We start from the raw sequence: 18866 nt of genomic DNA on the forward strand, positions 1-18866 counted from the left end.
GTATAAAATGGCACGCAATTTTTAGGAGATCCCAAAATGCAAGGATGTGTGCTATGAAAATATCTACAAAGATAATTCTCACTTTTGTTTTCTCAGTTTTGCTTGTCAGCTGTTTGCTCATCTTTTTAAATAGCAAATTTTCAAGCGATCTAACTCAGTTTTTCACCCATAAGTCCTACGACGAGCTGGTAAATGCCAGAAAAGAAAATTTAAAAGATGACGTCGAGACGATCAATCAAATGATGCGTGAAATTTATAATGGCGGCAAAGAAAAAGGGCTAAGCGACGATGAGATAAAACAAGAAATTTTTAGAGTCGTCTCAAAGCTAAAATTCTTTAGCGACAAGACCGGCTATATCTTCATTTATGACTATGACGGCGTTGTTTTGATGCACCCTGAAAAGCCATCGCTTGTTGGTAAAAATTTAATCGGACTAAAAGATCCAAAAGGGCTACTTCTTATAAAAGAGCTCATCGAAAAGGCTAAACAAGGTGGCGGATTTGTCACATTTGGCTGGGCGAAAAAAGAGGGGCAGGAGCCAGTGGAGAAGCTTGGCTACGCTGCAAATTTTGAGCCATATAAATGGATGCTAGGAAGTGGCGTATATGTCGATGACTTAGCGGACGAGACAGAAAAGACAAAGGCCGTGCTAAATGAGCAAAACAGCCAAAATACAAGAACATTTATCATCGCTTGCGCCCTGATTACGGTTGTTTTGATAGCTATCGTGTTATTTATCTTAAGTAGGGCGATCATCAGACCTATAAAAAATATCGTTGCAAATTTAACTGCGATGTCAGATGAGATAAAAAGTGGCAGAGGCGATCTTACTAAAAAGCTTGAAGTTAGTGGCAAAGATGAAATTTCAAACATCAAAAGCTCTATAAATGACCTAACAAGCGAGCTAAGATCTGTGATAGAGAGCGTTAAAGGCTTGGCGCATGAGAACTCTTCTATTGCCGAGCAACTCTCTTCAACATCAGCTCAAACTACAAATTTAACCAACAAATCTTCGCTAATCGTCACAGATACGACAAATATGGCAAAAAATATGTCAGAAGAGATAAAGAGCTCATTTGAAGAGGCTAAGAAGAGCAAAGAAAATCTTGAAAGAACCTGTCTATATATAAATGAAGTTTCAAACGATGTTTTGGGACTTAGCAAAAATGTCGATGAGGCTGCAAATAGCGAAATTTCACTAGCTAGCTCGATGAAAAGCCTAGCTGATCAAGCTAAAAATGTAAAAGATGTCTTAAATATCATCGATGACATCGCTGATCAGACAAATTTACTTGCTCTAAATGCCGCCATAGAAGCAGCGCGTGCAGGAGAGCATGGACGTGGCTTTGCAGTCGTGGCTGATGAGGTTAGACAGCTAGCTGAACGCACGCAAAATAGCCTAAGCGAGATAAATGCAACTATAAATTTAATCGTTGAAGCGATCTCAAACTCAAGCCATACCATCGGCGATAATGCTAAAAAAGCTGGTGAGCTTTGCAAAAAATCAGCCCAGATAAATGAAAAAATAGAAAATATGAACCAGCTAATGAACGAGACTGTTAGCTTAAATGAGACCTCTACGAGGGATTATATAGAGACTGGAAATAAGGTCGAAGAGCTGATAAAAGGCATCGTAAATATCGATGAAATTTCAAAACAAAACTCAAAAAGCATGGATGAAATCTCACTTGCAGCTGCTCATCTTTCAAAGATGACTGATAATCTAAACACTAGCCTTTCAAAATTTAGAACCTGATAAATTTAGCCAAATATTTGGCTAAATTTAACTTTCTTTTTTAAATTTATCGCTTAAGTAGTGAGCTGATTTTTTACTTTAAGCTTACGATCATGATGTAAATTTATGAAATAGTTTTTATTTTGTGTTATTTAAGTCGGCATTTTGGCTTAAGAGATGAGATGACGTATGCAAGAGTATGATATTTTAGATGTTTTATCAAACAAAAAGGTCCTTTGCTTAGAGGATGAAGAGGCGATTTTGCGAAATATCTGTACCTCGTTGGAGCTCTTTTTCGCAGAAGTTAAAGGCGTCACAGACGGCTTTGATGCGCTTGAGCTTGCTATGAGTGGGGCGTATGACGTGCTAGTGCTTGATATCAGCGTGCCAAATATCGATGGTCTTGAGATCGCTAAAAAAGTAAGAGCTATCAATCAAAAAATCCCTATCGTGATCTTATCAAGCCACGTCGAGCAAGAGTATCTGTGGCGAGCCGTTGAGCTAAAGATCACAAGATATCTTGCAAAACCATACGATAAAAAATCTTTTGTTAAAGCGCTTGAAGATGTGGCTTTTGAGCTAGTTGGGCGCACACCAACTATCAGGCTAAATGACGAGCTTGAGTATGATTTTGGCAAAAAAGCGCTTTATGTAAATGGCGAAATTTCTCATCTAAGCAAGAGTGAGAGCAAGCTTTTGGAGTATTTTTTAAACAACAAAAACAAAACTATCACTTATGAACAAATTTTTGACTACATCTGGGACTACGAGCAACCGACAAAAGAGGCGATAAAGACGATCGTAAAAGAGCTTAGAAGAAAGCTTGGCAAAGATGTGATCAAAAATTTATACGGCGTGGGCTATCTTTGTGAGATATAAATTTCAGCTAATTGTCGGTGCTTTTATCTTTGTCTATCTGCTAGTTTCGGCACTTGTTTTAAATTTCTACAACGATCTTGCGATGAAGGACGCCAAAAAAGAGGCGTATTATGTTTTAGAGGGCATAAATTCTGTAAGAGAGTACATCGCTGGAGTTCAGCGCCCACTAATCGAGCAGTTAAAAGAGCAGGGCATCTTAAAAGAGGACTTTTTTGACGAGAGACTTCTATCGTCATCATATATAAGCCGTGAAATTTACAATATCCAAAAGAAAAAATATAACCTTGAATTTGACTACAAGCTAGTTGCCATCGCACCGCTAAACAAAGCTCACCAGCCAAATGAATTTGAAGCTGGCGTCTTGCATGGCTTTAAAGAGAATAAATTTCAAGAATTTGTAAAGATAATAAAAGATGAAAATGGCTCACAGCTCTTTGTGGGTCTGCCTATAAAAAACCAAAGTCCAAGCTGTCTAGCCTGTCATAGCAGTTCAAATGCCCCACAACAAATGCTAGAAAAATACGGCATGGAGGGCATAGAGATCCCAGATGTGAACGAAACGGTTGCGATGATCTCTTTTAAGATCCCAATTCGCGCCATTTTTACCTACCATTTGCAAGAGGTCATCGTCATAATGAGCGCCATAACGCTTATATTTGGGCTATTTTTACTACTTGTTTATAAGATGCATAAGCGTGGCGAAGAGAGCAAAAGGCAGACTGAGCAGCTAATGATACATCAAAGCCGCCTAGCCTCTATGGGCGAGATGATAGGCAATATCTCGCACCAGTGGAAGCAGCCACTAGCTCAGATAAGCTCAGCTTTGATAAATTTAGAGCTTTATCAAGAGAGAAAAAAGCTTGATGAGGCGAAAATTTATGAATTTATAGAAGAGACAAGCAAGCAGATAAATTTCATGTCAGAAACCGTTGATGACTTTAAAAATTTCTTTAGTCCAAATACCTTGAGAAAAGAGTTTAAGGTGCTTGAAGTGATAAATCAAACGATAAAAATTTTAAACGCAACGCTTAAAAAGTATCAGATCGAAGTGCAGCTTGACGTGAGAGAAAATTTTGAGGTATTTGCAAATTTTAATGAGATAATCCAAATTTTAATAAACATCATAAACAACGCCAAAGACGCATTTAAACAAAGCTACACAAAGCCAAGAGTGATAAAGATAAGCGCCTTTTTAAAAGATGATCGCAAGAATTTATGCGTGCAAAATAACGCAGGAGCGATAAAAAATTCATTTTTAAAGGTCATATTTGAGCCACACTTTAGCACAAAAGAGAGCGGTAGCGGGCTTGGGCTATATATGAGCCGCCTTATCGCTCGCAAAAATAACGCCCTAATCTTTGCTAAAAATGTGGATGAAAACCACGTTGCATTTACAATTAGTTTCGAAAATTTATAATTTGTTAAATTTCCCCCTTTTCTACCCTTTTTTGGTGTTAAGATTATCAGTATGAAATCATTTTGATTTTAGGATAAAAATTCAAAGGAGGAGACGTGAGAAACTTACACAAAGCCTTAGCAGGCTTACTCATGGGTGTTAGTATCTTTGCTTCACAAGCCTGTTGCGAAGAGCATAATATGCAGATGTCCGATAAAGCACGTGATGTTATCGCAAATCCTAAAGGCACACTGCAAAGTAGAGGTGTTGTCTCCTTGCAAGACTACGTCGTAGAAGAGCAAGAGATGTATAACTGGCTATTTAAAAACCACCCTATTTTTACAAAGTATGGTGGCAAAACCGTCGGCAAAATGGTCGTTCACGACCGTGGTTTAGAGTGGCTTGCCGAGGGACATGGCTTTGATATGTCAAAGCTTAGTAAAAGAGATGGCGGTAAGGGCTATAGCTCTATGATGTATAGAATTCCAGCCACCTCATCACTTCAGTTTCCTAATAAATTTGTAGGACCAGAAAAGTGCGGTGAGTGTCACCCAGCTCAGTATGAGGTCTGGAGCAGATCTCGCCACGCAACTACTATGCGCTTCCCTGGCGAGCACCCAGAGGTCAATAACAACCTAACTGAGCCAGTATTTGACAAAGATACCGCTTCTATCCTTCCAAAAGGTATCACTCCAGACGTCATCTACGCAACCGTTGGTCACTTAAGAACTAAGATGGGATACGTCGATGCATGGCTACTTCGTGGTACTTACTACGTTGAGGGCGGTTTGCTAAGAGATGGCACAGGTCAGATCGTAGCTGGCGGTAACCAATGGCAAAGAACATGGGCGTTAAATTTAGACGACGCAACTGTTAAAAAGATAAAAGAGCTCGTCCCAGAATTTCCTGGCACTCTTGAAGAGTATGGCGATAATGGCGGATATGTCAGAGGTCTTGCCTCATACGCCGCAAAACATAAAAAGTCGATGTTTTTCCAAGCAAACTCATCATATTGTGAGGTTTGCCACCCAGTTAAATTTGACTTTAAGTCAAAAGCAGAATTTTACGCAGCACTTGGTAATGCCAAAGAGCTTCAAAAACACACTATCTCAAAAGGCGTAAGCTGTGAGGAGTGCCACGGAGCTGGCGGTCACCTTGATGGAGCTACAAATTTTAGAACATCAAACTGCGAACGCTGTCACCAAAGATTTAACTTTAGCCCAGATCTAATGCGAGCTAACCCACTTAATAACGGCAAGCTAGATCTTTCTTTAAGCTCTAAATTTAAATCAATGGGACCAGGATGCGGCTCAGAAGGCTCACAATCATACTTTACCGCTCACTACGATAAAGGCATGAGATGCGTCACTTGCCACGATCCACACGACAACACAGGTAACGTTGTAGGTGATAAGAGCGTAACTGGTATGAACTATAACCCAGATCAAGGCTATCTAAGTGCATTCTACACTAAACCAAAGATCAAAAAAGATTGTAAAGATTGTCATGAGACTCAAGCATATATCGCATCAAAAGCAGATACACACAAAAACAACACTTGTGCATCTTGCCACATGCCATTTATGATGAGCTGCGAGAATTTCTACGCTGTTCAGTTCCAAGACAACGCTGGCTTTGATACTCAAAGACGCTCTCACATCTGGAAGATCATGGTCGATCCAAAAGAGAAATCTCTTGTCCCAGGCGACGCTTCTAAAGATAAAAGAGACGGAAAAGATTGGCACTTTGAGAGAGATAAAAATGGCCACAACTATGTTGATTTGATGTGGGCATGCGCTAGAACATCTTGGGCTGATAAAGATATGAAAGATAATAAAGGCTGCCATAGCCCAGTGCTATCTGAGCTAAAACCAACACTTCATTTTAAAAACCAAAAACAAGTTTATGATGAGGTTATGGGATGGCAAACTCCAGTTAAGAATGAATTCTCAGAGGTCAAAATAGGCATCGAGGGAATTTACTCGCTACTAGAGACTAAAAAGCTAGATCCAAGTGATAAAGCAAGAGTTTATGAGCTTGTCCAAAACGCTCAAGAGATCATCGATATGGTTGAAAAAGATGGTTCGTGGGGTATGCACGGATTTAAATTTACTAAACAAAGACTAGATGCATCTAAAGAGTATATAAAAGAAGCTCAGAGAATTCTAAACAAAAATTTATAGCATTTAGGGGCTAGTTTTAGCCCCTTTAATCTTAAGGGTTTGAAATGAAAAATGCGTTTTTAAAATGTTCGCTACTTCTTAGTCTAAGTGTGGCTAGCCTCTTAGCAAATGTCGATACAAACGACTCTTATGCCATAGGCGCAACAAGTGGCGGATATGTTTTAAAAGGACTGCTAGATCAAAAACAACTAGGTGTTGTCTATGACGCTGATGCAGTGATAAAAGGCTTTAGCGATGCACTAAAGAGTGAGCTAAAACTAAGTGATGATGAGATAGCAAAGCTACTAAACAAAAGAGCTGAAAGCTTAGATAAGATAGTAAAAGAAAAAGAGGCTGCCAAGCTAAAAGAGAATTTGGCTCAAGGCAAAGCCTATATGGAAAAAAATGCAAAAAACAAAAATGTAAAAACAACAAAATCAAATTTACAATATGAGATCATAAAAAGTAGCTCAAAAGGGGCTACACCAAAGCCTGAGAGCATCATCATAGTAAATTATAAAGCAAGCTTTGCTGGTGGCAAGGTCTTTGACGAGACAAAAGAGGCCCCAGCTCATCTTTCGATGCTAAATTTGATCCCTGGACTTGAAGAGGGGCTCATGCTTATGAAAGAGGGCGAGAAGTTTAAATTTGTCATCCCGCCTGAGCTTGCATACGGCGATAGTGGCATGGAGGGGATACCTGGTGGCGAGACTATCGTTTTTGAGATAGAGCTTATTAAGGTCTTAAAGCCTGGCGAACTAGCTGAGGCGGCAAGAAAAATTCATGAAAAAGAGCAAAATGAGGGCATTAAAAAGCCTCATTAAGGCATAAATGGAGTTAAAAATGCAAAATCAAAATAGCAGAAGAGCCTTCTTTAAACGCATGGCAGTTGTGGCTGCTGGTGCTAGCGTGGCAAGTAGTGGTTTTGCTTTTAAGATTGAAGAGAGTGCGAAAAAACCACATTTTGGCATGATATTTGACCAAAACAAATGCGTTGGCTGCACGGACTGTGAAGTGGCATGCAAAAAGGTAAATTTAGTCCCAAAAGGACAGATGAGACTTTTTGTAGAGGATAAGACTGATCCAAAAAATTTGCTTGATAAAAGATATGTAAGAGTGTCTTGTCAGCAGTGTGAGGATGCGCCTTGCGTGGCTGTTTGCCCAACAAAAGCCTGTCACAAGGACATAAAAACTGGCATCCAAACTACAAACATAGATGACTGCATCGCCTGTAAATACTGCATCGTAGCCTGTCCTTACGACGTGAGATATATCGATAAGTTTAGTCACTCAGCCCAAAGCTGTAACTTCTGCATAGATACAAATTTAAAGGATAAAAAAGATCCAGCTTGTGTCGAGGCGTGCAGATATGAGGCTTTGGTATTTGGCGATTTAAACGATGAGAGCTCGCATATTAGCCAGCTTTTAGCTGTCAAAGATAGCATAAGGCTAAGAGCAGAACTTGGCACAAAACCAAGCCTTAGATATATTCCTAAAGTAAAAGCGGGGGTGTAAGATGGATGGTGCATTAAATTTCACTGCGACATTTTCGCACGCAGTTGAGTGGGGCTGGCCGATCGCTGTTTATCTTCTGCTAGCTGGTATGAGTGGCGGAGCGCTAATAGCTGCCATAGTTCTAAAGCGCTACAAAAGACAAGAGAGCTTTAGTCCATTTTTCAAGGCTGCTTCGCTTCTAGCCTTTGTTAGCATCATGCTTGGTATGGTTTGCTTGATAGCTGACCTTGAAAAACCACTTTTGTTTTGGAAAATTTTGATTAATTACAACTTCACGTCAGTTATGTCTATCGGTGTAGCTGGACTTTGCGTATTTATACCGCTTAGCTTTTTGATGTGTCTATACGCCTTTGGTGCGGAGCTAAAGTCATTTTGTGGCTTTTTTGATGGCGTGATGAAAATTTTATCGCCACTTTATCCGCTCTTAAGTGCGCTTTGCTTGCTTTTTGCGGTTATCATTTGCGCATATACAGGCTTTTTGATCTCGGTGCTTATTAGATTTCCACTTTTAAACACCGCTGTTTTACCAGCGCTTTTCATAGCTTCAGGACTAAGTGCTGGCATAAGTGGTAGCAGCTTGATAGCGGCACTATTTTTCAAAGAAGATCCACACTCAAGCGATCTTAGCTCGCTTCATGGCGTGGAGTTTTATGTCTTATGCGCTGAAATTTTACTCATTTTAATGCTTTTTGTCTCACTTTTGCTTGGCTCAAGCTATCAGCAAGGCGCGGCAGTTGCATTTTATAGTGGCGTTTGGGCAAATTTCTTTTGGCTTGGGGTTGTTTTAGTTGGCTTTGTCTTGCCTCTTGTTTTAAATTTCGCACTTGGCAAGATGAAATTTAGCTTCTACCTTGGCTCATTTGCAGCAGTCGTTGGCGTTTTATTGCTTAGGGTTTTTATACTTTATGCAGGACAGACTTATAGCATTTAAGGCTTAAGGGCAGGTGATGAAAATTTTAAACATTTATCGCTTGTCTTTAATATTATTATTTATCCTTGCTTTTGGTGCAGGGGTGGCGACCTTTTTGGAAAATTTTTATGACACACAGACGGCTAGAGTGCTTGTTTATGAAGCGCTCTGGTACGAGTGCGTCATGGCAATTTGCGCTATTTGCTTAGCCATTAGCATCGTAAAAACCAAGATGTATAAGAAATTTGGCGCATTTTTGATACATCTTGCTTTTATTCTGATCTTCATCGGTGCTGCGCTTACAAGATACTTTGGCGAAGAGGGTGTATTGCATCTTAGAGTGGGCGAGAGCGGCAACTATATGCAAAGCACAAAGCCATATTTGAGAGTGCAAATTTCAAATGAAAGTTTTGAATATCCATTAAAACTTAGTCTGCTTGGCAAAAACGACTTTGGCTTCAAAAAAGATATAAATGGCAAAGAATTTGAGATAAAGATAACTGGCTACAAAAAAGATGAGAAAAACGCTCCAGCCACGCTTAGCATAGAGGCTGGCTTTGCTGGGCAAAAGAGCAAAACTGCCAAGCTAAAAGGCGGAGCCGGATACGATCTTGAGCCAAGCATTTTAAGCTTTGATGGGCAAGAGGCGAAATTTTACTTTAGCTCTGATGCCATAAATTTACCATTTACGCTAAGGCTTGATAAATTTATCCTAGAGCGCTACGCAGGGCTAAATAGCCCATCATCTTACACGAGCAAAGTAAGCATCGCAGGCAGCGAGCATGAAATTTCACTAAATCACCCACTAAGCATCATGGGCTATAAAATTTTTCAGTCATCATATGATGCTGACGAGCTTGGAAGCGCCTTTGAGATCAGCTTTGATCCTGGTAAAGTGCCAACTTACATCGGATATTTTCTACTTTGCCTTGGCTTTGTGGGAAATTTATTTAGCAAAAAGAGCCGATTTTTTAGACTTTGTAACTTCATAAAAGGCACTCAGTTTGCATTTTTAGCCCTGCTTTTACTAAATGCCATGCCAAATTTCGCAAGCGATGAAGCCATAAATTTTAAAGCTCATGCAGATAAATTTGCCAAAATTTTAGTTCAAACTGATAGCAGGATCGCCCCAGCTAGCTCTTACACAAGGGCGGTAATAAGTAAAATTTCAACCAAAACGACGCTATTTGGGCTTAGTAGCGATGAGCTCATGCTCTCTTTTGCCATCTCGCCACAAGAGTGGATGGATAAAAGGATGGTAAAGATCACAAGCGATCGTGTGGGCGAGCTTCTTGGAGTTAGTGAGAAATTTGCTAGTTTTAAGGACGTTTTTAACGAAAATGGCGAGTATAAGCTGGCTAAATTTGTAGAGGCTGCAAATGAAAAATCCGCCTCAAAAAGAGATAAATTTGATAACGACGTCATTAAATTTGACGAGAGGCTAAATGTCTTATACCTTGCGCTAAAGGGAGAAATTTTAAAATTTATCCCCGCTAAAAATAATGATACGATCACGTGGTTAGGCGTAAATGAAGCCTTTAGCAAAGATGAAATTTCAAACGAGCTTAAAAGCGTTTTAGGCGCTTACATAGAAAATTTAAGCCTTTGCGTAAAAAGTGGCGAGTGCGCGGGCGCTGATAGGAGTTTGGAGCAAATTTCAAGCTATCAAAGAAGCACTCTAGGCTCTCTTGCGCCAAGTGAGGCAAAAATCGGCCTTGAAGTGCTTTACAACCAAATGGAGATATTTAAATTTCTTATCTATTTTTACATGATCCTAGCTCTTGCTTCGCTTGCTCTTGGCTTTTATAGGCTATTTTTTGGGAGGAAATTTAGATTTGAAAGAGCGATTAGCCTTGCGTTTTTTACCGCATTTATAGTGCATGCTCTAAATTTAGCCCTACGTGCCTACATCTCAGGTCACGCGCCTTGGAGCGATGCTTATGAGAGCTTAGTCTATATCTCGCTTATAAGCGTGCTAGCTGGAGTGCTATTTTTCAAGCATCAAAGCTTCGCACTTGGCGCTGCTTCGCTCTTTGCAAGTGTTAGCTTGCTGGTTGCTCATCTAAATTTTATAAACCCTCAGATAACAAATTTAGTCCCTGTTTTAAAGTCATTTTGGCTTAGCGTGCACGTAAGCGTCATCACAGCAAGCTACGGCTTTTTGGGCTTTGGCTTTGTGCTGGGGCTTGTGGGACTTATCTTGATGGCTCTAAAAAATGACAAAAACGAGCAAAAGCTTAGCGAGCAGATAAGATACCTCGCCGCCACCGACGAGCTAAGCCTCATCATAGGTCTTAGCTTGCTAACTATCGGAAATTTCTTAGGCGGCGTCTGGGCGAATGAGAGCTGGGGCAGATACTGGGGCTGGGACAGCAAAGAGAGCTGGTCATATATAACGATCATCGTCTATGCTATCGTGCTTCACTTAAGGTTTATACCAAAGCTTAGGGGCGTTTTTGCCTTTTTAACAGCTAGCGTGCTATCATTTGCTTCGGTGCTTTTTACATATTTTGGAGTAAATTTCTACCTTAGCGGACTTCACTCATACGCAAATGGTGAGAGCTTTGGCGTTTCAGGGCTAATATATTTGATCTTAGCGGCTCTTGTCTTGCTAATCGCCCTAGCCTACCGCGGCAGAGATATAAAAGTAGTTTAGGAGATATGATGAAGAAGAGTTTGATTTTACTGGCTGCTAGTTTGTGCGTTTTAAATGCTGGCTACATCAAAGAGGCTTTAAACGCAAAAGATGATCACAACAAACTAGCGCAAATTTATGAAGATGCTTGCAACAAAGAGAAAAAGGCATCAGGCTGCTACAACCTAGCTGTGCTTTACAGCAGAGGGGACGGCAACGTCAAAAAGGACGAGGCAAAGGCAGCTATGCTTTATGAAAAGGCTTGCGATCAAAATTTCTCTATGGCTTGCAGCAACCTTGGCTACGTCTATGAAAACGGCACTGGTGTAGAAAAAGACCTAGCAAAAGCGGTCAAACTATATGAAAAAGCATGCAGCGACAACGAGGGCTGCACCGAGCTTGGCTTGCTTTATGCAAACGGCACTGGTGTAGAAAAAGACCTAAAAAAGGCAAAAGAGCTCTATGAAAAGGCTTGCAAAGCAGGGGACGGCATGGGATGTAGCAACCTTGGCTACCTATACGCTCAGGGCGAAGGCGTCGAGAAAGACTACGCAAAAGCCAAAACATACTACGAAATGGCTTGCGCAAACGAAGCTGGCATAGGGTGTGACAACCTTGGCTTTTTATATGTCTATGCCCAAGGGGTTGATCAAAATTTAACAAAAGCGACAAAGCTTTACGAGCAAGCGTGCAAATACGCCTATGAAAAAGGCTGCAACAACTACGCTATCATGCTAGCTGAGGGCAAAGGCGTGAAAGAGGACGTAGAAAAAGCACGTGAAATTTTCACTAAAAGCTGTAAAAATGGCCTAAAAGAGGCGTGTGAGAATTTAGAAATTTTAGGAAAGAATTGATGAGTTTTAAAAACTGGGGCAATAAAGAGGCAAGCCTAGAGGCACTTTATCTACTTGATAGTGCTTTTTTAGAGCCAGGCGAAGAGTATCTAAGGCTCATTTCTAAAAGAGAGGATGAAAATGGCCTAAGATACGTGGTAGATAACGGGCAGGGCGATCTGCTAGATGTGATATTTACGCGTGAGGCGGTGCTGGTTAGAGGGTTTGACCATGAAAATGAGCTAAATTCGCTAAGCACAGACAAAAGCGTAGTAGAGCAAATTTATAGTGGCGAGGCTGCTAAATTTCGCTCTTACTTCTTGCCAGATGAGATAGAGCAAACGACCTTTTTTATCTGGTATGACGGAGTGGAACATCAAAATTTAGTCGGTGGTAACAACGGCGGACGCTGGCTGCTTGGATATGCTTTTGATGATTTTGATAAATTTAGCGAGTTTGTAAAGGGCTACTACGAGATAGACTTTGATGATGAGATGTTAAAAAAGCTCTATGAAAAGGGCGAGTTAGAAAAAGAGAAACTAAAGGAGATAAGATGAAATTTGTAGCTTTGTTACTCAGTGTGGTTTTTGTCTTGTGGGCTGGAAATTTGACGAGTGAAGCAAACATAAACGCCTATAAAGGGGCAAAAGAGCGCATCGAGCTGCCAAAGGACGCAAGATGTGCGGTGTGTGGCATGCCTATAAAAAACAAGCAGTGGGCGACGCTTATCAAGGCTGATGGCAAGGACTATTACTTTGACGGAGTAAAAGATATGGCGCAGTTTTACTTCGCTGATGAGGTGGCGAAAGAGGCTTATGTGAGCGATTATTACACGCTTGAAAAGCTTGATGCAAAAGAGGCGTTTTATGTTCATGGCTCAAATGTTTTTGGACCGATGGGCGAGGAGTTTATCCCTTTTAAAGACGAAGCAAAGGCAAACAGCTTTATGAAAGATCACGCTGGCAAAGGTGTCATAAAATTTGACGAGATAAAGACATTTACTGGCAAATAAAGTGAAATTTCTAGCATTTTTGGCGTTATTTTTTGGACTCTCTTACACGCTTTTAGCGGCGCACTACCTTAGCTTTGACCACAAAGCAAAGCAAGATGAGCTAAGAGAAATTTCAAAGATAACAAGGGCAAATTTAGCTTCTAGCTTTAGCCTAAAAGAGCAAAAGGGCTTTGTCTATGATAAGTAGAAATTTCATAAACTACGCTGTTGTCCTGCTCTTTAAAGACAAAAAGGACCACCTTTTTAGCTTTTGCCTCTTTTCGCTCATTATCTTCGTGCTAAGCTCGGTGCTTTTCATCTCTGGCTCGATCCAGCATGATCTCATAAGCTTGGTAAAAGATCGCTCAAGTATCGTAGTTAGCGCGTTTCGTGCTGGTAAAAACGATCTCATGCACCCTGGCTACATCTACGACATCTCAAAGATCGATGGCGTGGCTGACGTTAGAGGCGTGGCTGATGGGGAGTACTACTTTGTGCAAAAGCGCGTTTGGTTTCATCTATATGAGGATGATAGCCTAAAAGAGGACGAGATGATCGTTGGCGAGGGCGTAAAAGCCGCTATGAACGAGCTTTACTACGATGAGAGCTTTAACTTCTTAACAGAAGAGCGCATGATACCAGTAAAAATTCTAAAAACCATGCCAAAACAAAGCGGACTTATCACAAATAACGCGATATTTTTGCACCCAAATACCTTGCGAGCTATCTTAAATTTAAAAGATGAAGAATACACAAAGCTCTATGTCGATGTGCCAAATAGCGAAGAGATCAGCCAAGTAGCCTTAAAGATAGAGAATTTATATCCAAACTCATTTGCCATTAGCATAGAAGACGAGGTGGCAAACATTAGACATCTTTACTACTATAAGGGTGGAATTTTTATGAGCATTTATGTTAGCGTTATGCTAATATTTTTCGTGCTACTTAAAAATCAAATTTCACTTGCCTATGGCAACAAAAAGCGCGAGATAGCCATTTTGCGAAGTATCGGCTTTAGTATAAAAGAGATCATTTTTTTAAAATTTATACAAAATTTCATCGTTAGCGTTAGCGCCTTTTTGCTTGGCGTTATGTTAGCTTATCTCTTTGTATTTGTTTTAAATGCTCCTTTTTTAAAGGGGATATTTTTAGGCGATGAGCTTTTAAATTTTACAAATTTCACGCCTATTTTGGAGTTTGATAAGCTCTTTTTGATCTTCGTCTTTGGCGTCATACCATTTTTGGCATTTGTGCTTATCCCGTCGTGGCGTGTGGCGTGTGGCGACATAAATGAGGGGCTAAAATGATAAACATTAGAGGCGTTAGCCTAGTCTATAACCAAGGCAAACAAAACGAGTTTTGTGCTCTAAAAAATATAAATTTAGATGTTAATAACGGCGAGTTAGTCATACTAAAAGGCGTTAGTGGAAGTGGTAAAAGCACCCTGCTCTCGCTCATAGCCCTACTTCAAAAGCCAACTAGCGGGGAGATTTTGATAGACGGCACTAACATCGCAAAGTTACCTGACGCATTTTGCTCCGAGCTTAGACATAAAAGGCTTGGGCTTGTTTTTCAAAATTTTAACCTCATAGAGGGCTTAAGCGTCTATGAAAATTTGTTAGCTCCGTTTGCGCTGACAAATTTCAAGGCAAATGTGCGTGAAGAGATGATAAAAAAGGCTCTTGAGCTTGCAAACATCGCTCACAAAAGAGATGAAAACGTATCAAATTTAAGCGGTGGCGAGCGCCAAAGATGTGCGGTGGCTAGGGCTTTGTCAATGGACGCTGATATCATTTTGGCTGATGAGCCAACGGCAAATTTAGATAGGCAAAATGCACGTGCGTTTTTAGGCTTACTAGAGTCATTTAAGGCGCTTAAAAAAAGCGTCATAGTTGCCACTCACGATAGCATTTTTGACGAGCTGGGCGCAACTGATAGGACTCTTAGCCTACAAAACGGAGAGATAGTATGAGCGTATTTTTATCAAACGCCGTTATCGCCTTTTTGTTAGCGGAGTTTGTACTGTTAGTGTTGATGAGTATTTCGCTATTTTACGTCGTCAGGATCATGAAGTCGTGGGACTATAACGCACTAACATCGCTTCAATACTCACTTGAAAAGCAAAACTACCTTGTAAATACGATCTTGCTCTTTAGCGTCTGCACAAAGATCGTTTTGTTTATATTTTTCGCACTTTGTCTAAACGAGCTCTCTGACATCGTGCCAGGGGCTATGTGCTCGGCTGGCGTGATCGGCTCAAATAAATTTGGCGGCATCTTGATGCTCACTAAAATTTTGCTCATCTTTGGACTTGGTATCTGGCTGGTTATAAATAGGCTCGACTTGCAGGCGCTAAATTTCCCATATCTAAAGAAAAAATATGCCATTTTTATCTGCCTTTTTGTGATGATACTGCTCGAGCTTGGCATAGAAATTTCGTTTTTTTATAACATCCCGCTAAAAGTGCCAGTCTTTTGCTGTTCTGTCACTTTTCAAGCTCCAAAGCTCCCTTTTGGCTATACAAATTTTGGCTTAGTAAGCGCCTTTTTCGTGCTATTTTTTGTCATTTTGGCGCTAAATTTCTTAAAGCAAAGCATGGCAAGCTTTGTGGCAAATTTGCTATTTTTGGTGCTTAGCTACTACGCTATCACCTACTTTTTTGGGCTTTATGTTTACGAGCAGCCAAATCACAAGTGCCCATACTGCATGCTAAGAAGCGACTATTTTTACGTTGGCTACCTTATCTGGGGCACTTTGTTTTTGGGCATTTTTTACGGCCTTATGCCATATCTTGTGGAGATCATCACAAAGACAAACTACTCGCACAAGCTTAAATTTTCATCGATCTGGCTAAGTGTTTGCGTGCTGATATGCTCGCTTTACGTGCTCAAATACTATTTGTTAAGAGGATTTTTATTTTGATAAAGCAAATTTTTTCTCTGTGTTTGTTGGCTCTAGTCTTAGCCGTGCTAGCCTATAATGCCGACATAAGCGATGATAAAATTTTAGTCCTAAATAACGGCAAGTCTGAGCCCATAGAGCAGCTAACGCCAAATAAATTTATATGTTATGAGAGCAGGACGCTCATCGCTGATAACAACGACACAGCTCAGGCGATCATGCCAAATGGCGACATCTACTTTTTCAACGACATCACAAATTCTTTCATCTGGTATATGGCGCAAAAGAGCAAAGATAAGATCAAGTTATATGTTTATTCAAGAGATACAAACCGCTACATCCTAGCGCAAGATGCATGGTACTCAAGGGTCGATATCACGCCGATGGGATACGGCATAGGGGCGTATGAATTTCACACGTATGGCATAAACGACAACTACTTTAAAGAGGTCTTGCTCTATGCAGCACGCGGCGAAACGCTGTTAAATCCATACATAAACATCCTACTTTCAGAAAATAAGATATAAATTTACGAAGTTAGTCGATTTGTTTTAGATGATTGATCGTTTTAATCATAGTTTTAAACATGATCTCAATCTTTTCATCATTCTCGTCTGCGGCAATCATTTTATTAAGATAGTCGCACCCATCTTGGAAACCTAGAGCGCAAGCTTTAAAAACGTATCTTTTTGCCGAGTCATAGTCCTGCTTTGTACCTTTGTCTAGCGCATATAAGGCACCTAAGTTATGGCAAGCTTCGGCGATGTCGCCGTCGCAAGCCTTTTTGTATAGATTGATAGCCTTGATATAGTCTTGTCCTATGCCTTGATCTTTTATGTATAAAGCCCCTAAATTTAGGCAACTACCAACAAATCCACCATCGCATGATCGTTTATATAGCTCGGCTGCTTTGTGATAGTCTTGTTTTACACCTTGAGCATCCTCGTATAAAACTCCTAAGTTATGACAAGCTCGAGCAACATTATCGTCGCAAGCTTTTTGCCATTGTTTGGCGGCTTTATCAAACTCGCCCTTATCGTAAGCCTCAAGCCCAAGCTCAAAAAGATCCTTAGAAAAGCTGGTAGTAAGTAAGATCAGAGATAAAAGAACAATCTTTTTCAATTTTTCTTCATTTTTATAAATTTAATTTGCCTCTTCGTTAGAGAAACAAGCCTGATGTTAGTATCTAATGTTATTAACTTTTAAAAAGTCTCTTAGGTCTTCGTATTCGCTGTTTTCGAAGTAGCGCCATTTGCCAGGCTTTAGCATATCAAGGCTAACACGCCCAAAACTAACACGTTTTAGATCCATCACTTCAAGATCAAAGTAGCCAAAGAAGCGACGAAGCTCCCTATTTTGACCCTCATTGATGATGACCTTTAGTTTTGTGTAACCACCGCTTGAGCCAAAGACTTTGTAGGCTAGAAATGGCTTAAATTCCATTGATTTTATAGTTGTTTTTGCGTGAGCGCCTTTGGTGGCGTCCTTGGCGAAAAAGCCATTTGTCATAGCTTCTATCACCTCTTTTGTTACCTCGCCTTTTACTTTTAGGTAGTATTCGCGCTCTAAGTCGCTATTCATTAGCGCTGTGGCGATCGCTGGGGCGTCAGTTAGCAAAAGTAGCCCCTCACTTGCATAGTCTAAGCGCCCTACGCTAACAAATTTGGCAAATTTCTTATCTAACGTGTCATATATCGTCTTTCGTCCGCGGTCATCTTTCTTACTAACTAGCTCACCCTTTTGTTTGTGATAAATGATAACAGTAAATTCCTTCTTTAGCTTTATCAAACGGCCATTTATACGTACTTTGTCATCTTCATCCACGCTTGTAGCAAGGTCGCTAACCACACGTCCTGCTATGCTAACCTTGCCAGCTTTTATCAGCTCATCTGCCTCACGGCGTGAGTAGTTTGTGTTATGTGAAATAAATTTATTTAGTCTTGTTTTTTCCATTTTATAGTCCTAAATTTGCAAGGTCATGGATGTGTAAAACGCCTACGGGCACGCCATTTTCTACGACGGCTAGAAGCTGAATTTTATACTTTTCTATGAGGGCTAACGCATCTACTGCTAACATCTCTTTGTTATCTATCTCTTTTGGATGCAAGGTTGCAAATTTCATCGCTGGCTCTTCTAGGTCAAAGTCCTCTCTCATAAGTGCACGCCTAAGATCGCCGTCACTTAAAAGGGCGTCTAGCACGCCATCTTTATCAACGATAAGAACCGTGCCAAGCTTGCCATGCGTCATCGTATCGATCGCGCTTTTTAGGCTTGCATCCCAGCGGACTATCGGTAAATTTTCGCTTCTCATCACATCTTTAACCTTCAAAAATAGCCTCTTGCCAAGGCTACCACCTGGATGAAAATTTGCAAAGTCCTCTTTTTTAAAGCCTCTCTTTTGCATCAAACAAACAGCTAATGCATCGCCAAGAGCTAGCGTTAGCGTGGTTGATGCTGTTGGAGCAGCATTTAGTGGGCAGGCCTCTTTTTCTACATTTATATCTATAAAAGCATCGCTAAATTTACCAAGTGAGCTTGTTTTGCTCCTTGCCATGGCGATGATTTTCACGCCAAAGCGCTTTACATGAGGCAAAATTTTGACAAGCTCATCGCTCTCGCCACTAAAGCTAATGGCTAACAAAATATCGTCCTTTTCTATCATGCCTAGATCTCCATGCATAGCCTCTGTTGGGTGCAAGAAAAAGCTTGGCGTGCCAGTGCTTGCAAGCGTGGCAGCGATCTTTGCGCCCACGTGACCGCTCTTGCCCACGCCTGTTACTATGACTTTGCCCTTTGCGTTAAATATCAAATTTACAGCATCTTCTATCTCTACGCTTTTAGCGTGTCTTAAAAGCTCGTTTGCTTCTATCTCTAAAACTTCAGCGGCGATTTGGTTCATTGTCTGCAT

At 40.6% G+C, this 18866-nt stretch carries 18 protein-coding genes and 2 pseudogenes; 17 read left to right on the forward strand and 3 right to left on the reverse strand.

Features of this window, described 5'->3' with window-relative positions:
* Positions 1–53: 53 nt before the first annotated feature.
* From CYP77_RS10410 to CYP77_RS08765, 17 genes and pseudogenes are all read left to right on the forward strand, one after another.
* Positions 54–899, forward strand: a pseudogene (locus CYP77_RS10410) (cache domain-containing protein); the annotation flags it as partial.
* 351 nt (positions 900–1250) lie between these two features.
* Positions 1251–1440, forward strand: a pseudogene (locus tag CYP77_RS10415) (methyl-accepting chemotaxis protein); the annotation flags it as partial.
* Positions 1441–1925: 485 nt separating this feature from the next.
* The gene (locus tag CYP77_RS08695; protein WP_103567092.1) at positions 1926–2615 is read left to right on the forward strand and encodes a response regulator transcription factor; all 690 of its coding nucleotides are present in this window, start codon (positions 1926–1928) and stop codon (positions 2613–2615) included.
* Positions 2605–4032 carry a c-type heme family protein gene (locus tag CYP77_RS08700; RefSeq protein WP_103567093.1) on the forward strand — a complete coding sequence of 476 codons (1428 nt, stop codon included), beginning with the start codon at positions 2605–2607 and terminating at the stop codon, positions 4030–4032. The genes CYP77_RS08695 and CYP77_RS08700 overlap by 11 nt, the downstream gene beginning before the upstream one ends.
* Before the next feature lie 95 nt (positions 4033–4127).
* A complete protein-coding gene (locus tag CYP77_RS08705; protein WP_103567094.1) occupies positions 4128–6194 on the forward strand; it encodes a cytochrome C in 2067 nt (688 codons plus the stop codon).
* Between the two features lie 44 nt (positions 6195–6238).
* Entirely contained in the window at positions 6239–6997 is a 759-nt protein-coding gene (locus CYP77_RS08710; protein WP_103567095.1) for an FKBP-type peptidyl-prolyl cis-trans isomerase, read from the forward strand.
* 19 nt (positions 6998–7016) lie between these two features.
* Positions 7017–7688: a 4Fe-4S dicluster domain-containing protein gene (locus CYP77_RS08715; protein WP_181001437.1), complete on the forward strand. Its 672-nt coding sequence runs from the start codon at positions 7017–7019 to the stop codon at positions 7686–7688.
* Between the two features lies 1 nt (position 7689).
* A complete protein-coding gene (gene nrfD / locus CYP77_RS08720; protein ID WP_103567097.1) occupies positions 7690–8619 on the forward strand; it encodes an NrfD/PsrC family molybdoenzyme membrane anchor subunit in 930 nt (309 codons plus the stop codon).
* Positions 8620–8635: 16 nt separating this feature from the next.
* Entirely contained in the window at positions 8636–11254 is a 2619-nt protein-coding gene (gene ccsA, locus CYP77_RS08725) for a cytochrome c biogenesis protein (protein ID WP_103567098.1), read from the forward strand.
* A 5-nt stretch (positions 11255–11259) separates the two neighbouring features.
* A complete protein-coding gene (locus tag CYP77_RS08730; RefSeq protein ID WP_103567099.1) occupies positions 11260–12087 on the forward strand; it encodes an SEL1-like repeat protein in 828 nt (275 codons plus the stop codon).
* Positions 12087–12623 carry a hypothetical protein gene (locus tag CYP77_RS08735; RefSeq protein ID WP_103567100.1) on the forward strand — a complete coding sequence of 179 codons (537 nt, stop codon included), beginning with the start codon at positions 12087–12089 and terminating at the stop codon, positions 12621–12623. The genes CYP77_RS08730 and CYP77_RS08735 overlap by 1 nt, the downstream gene beginning before the upstream one ends.
* A complete protein-coding gene (locus CYP77_RS08740; RefSeq protein ID WP_103567101.1) occupies positions 12620–13078 on the forward strand; it encodes a nitrous oxide reductase accessory protein NosL in 459 nt (152 codons plus the stop codon). The genes CYP77_RS08735 and CYP77_RS08740 overlap by 4 nt, the downstream gene beginning before the upstream one ends.
* A gap of 1 nt (position 13079) precedes the next feature.
* Positions 13080–13265 carry a hypothetical protein gene (locus CYP77_RS08745; RefSeq protein WP_021084005.1) on the forward strand — a complete coding sequence of 62 codons (186 nt, stop codon included), beginning with the start codon at positions 13080–13082 and terminating at the stop codon, positions 13263–13265.
* Positions 13255–14364 (forward strand): ABC transporter permease, encoded by a 1110-nt coding sequence (locus CYP77_RS08750; protein WP_103567102.1) that lies wholly within the window; start codon positions 13255–13257, stop codon positions 14362–14364. Before CYP77_RS08745 ends, CYP77_RS08750 begins: the two co-directional genes overlap by 11 nt.
* Positions 14361–15029 carry an ABC transporter ATP-binding protein gene (locus CYP77_RS08755; RefSeq protein WP_103567103.1) on the forward strand — a complete coding sequence of 223 codons (669 nt, stop codon included), beginning with the start codon at positions 14361–14363 and terminating at the stop codon, positions 15027–15029. Before CYP77_RS08750 ends, CYP77_RS08755 begins: the two co-directional genes overlap by 4 nt.
* Entirely contained in the window at positions 15026–15979 is a 954-nt protein-coding gene (locus tag CYP77_RS08760; protein ID WP_103567104.1) for a hypothetical protein, read from the forward strand. Before CYP77_RS08755 ends, CYP77_RS08760 begins: the two co-directional genes overlap by 4 nt.
* A gap of 26 nt (positions 15980–16005) precedes the next feature.
* Positions 16006–16485 (forward strand): hypothetical protein, encoded by a 480-nt coding sequence (locus tag CYP77_RS08765; protein ID WP_230853936.1) that lies wholly within the window; start codon positions 16006–16008, stop codon positions 16483–16485.
* Positions 16486–16495: 10 nt separating this feature from the next.
* Here the strand turns inward: CYP77_RS08765 and CYP77_RS08770 are convergent, their stop codons facing one another.
* From CYP77_RS08770 to CYP77_RS08780, 3 genes are read right to left on the reverse strand one after another with little or no spacing between them, the layout of a single operon-like run.
* Positions 16496–17080, reverse strand: coding sequence for a tetratricopeptide repeat protein (locus CYP77_RS08770; RefSeq protein ID WP_103567105.1), 585 nt, complete (start codon positions 17078–17080; stop codon positions 16496–16498).
* Between the two features lie 57 nt (positions 17081–17137).
* A complete protein-coding gene (locus tag CYP77_RS08775; protein WP_103567106.1) occupies positions 17138–17911 on the reverse strand; it encodes a pseudouridine synthase in 774 nt (257 codons plus the stop codon).
* Position 17912: 1 nt separating this feature from the next.
* Complete coding sequence (locus tag CYP77_RS08780; protein ID WP_103567107.1) at positions 17913–18866, reverse strand: KpsF/GutQ family sugar-phosphate isomerase; 954 nt, start codon at positions 18864–18866, stop codon at positions 17913–17915.

This window comes from Campylobacter concisus, from assembly GCF_002913865.1.
Taxonomy (GTDB): domain Bacteria; phylum Campylobacterota; class Campylobacteria; order Campylobacterales; family Campylobacteraceae; genus Campylobacter_A; species Campylobacter_A concisus_AM.

What these genes read in the sequence shown, in the direction of transcription:
- CYP77_RS08695 (WP_103567092.1), top strand. Translation starts at nt 1,926, where the DNA reads ATGCAAGAGTATGATATTTTAGATGTTTTATCAAACAAAAAGGTCCTT.
- CYP77_RS08710 (WP_103567095.1), top strand. Translation starts at nt 6,239, where the DNA reads ATGAAAAATGCGTTTTTAAAATGTTCGCTACTTCTTAGTCTAAGTGTG.
- CYP77_RS08715 (WP_181001437.1), top strand. Translation starts at nt 7,017, where the DNA reads ATGCAAAATCAAAATAGCAGAAGAGCCTTCTTTAAACGCATGGCAGTT.
- nrfD (WP_103567097.1), top strand. Translation starts at nt 7,690, where the DNA reads ATGGATGGTGCATTAAATTTCACTGCGACATTTTCGCACGCAGTTGAG.
- ccsA (WP_103567098.1), top strand. Translation starts at nt 8,636, where the DNA reads ATGAAAATTTTAAACATTTATCGCTTGTCTTTAATATTATTATTTATC.
- CYP77_RS08730 (WP_103567099.1), top strand. Translation starts at nt 11,260, where the DNA reads ATGATGAAGAAGAGTTTGATTTTACTGGCTGCTAGTTTGTGCGTTTTA.
- CYP77_RS08735 (WP_103567100.1), top strand. Translation starts at nt 12,087, where the DNA reads ATGAGTTTTAAAAACTGGGGCAATAAAGAGGCAAGCCTAGAGGCACTT.
- CYP77_RS08740 (WP_103567101.1), top strand. Translation starts at nt 12,620, where the DNA reads ATGAAATTTGTAGCTTTGTTACTCAGTGTGGTTTTTGTCTTGTGGGCT.
- CYP77_RS08750 (WP_103567102.1), top strand. Translation starts at nt 13,255, where the DNA reads ATGATAAGTAGAAATTTCATAAACTACGCTGTTGTCCTGCTCTTTAAA.
- CYP77_RS08755 (WP_103567103.1), top strand. Translation starts at nt 14,361, where the DNA reads ATGATAAACATTAGAGGCGTTAGCCTAGTCTATAACCAAGGCAAACAA.
- CYP77_RS08760 (WP_103567104.1), top strand. Translation starts at nt 15,026, where the DNA reads ATGAGCGTATTTTTATCAAACGCCGTTATCGCCTTTTTGTTAGCGGAG.
- CYP77_RS08775 (WP_103567106.1), bottom strand. Translation starts at nt 17,911, where the DNA reads ATGGAAAAAACAAGACTAAATAAATTTATTTCACATAACACAAACTAC.
- CYP77_RS08780 (WP_103567107.1), bottom strand. Translation starts at nt 18,866, where the DNA reads ATGCAGACAATGAACCAAATCGCCGCTGAAGTTTTAGAGATAGAAGCA.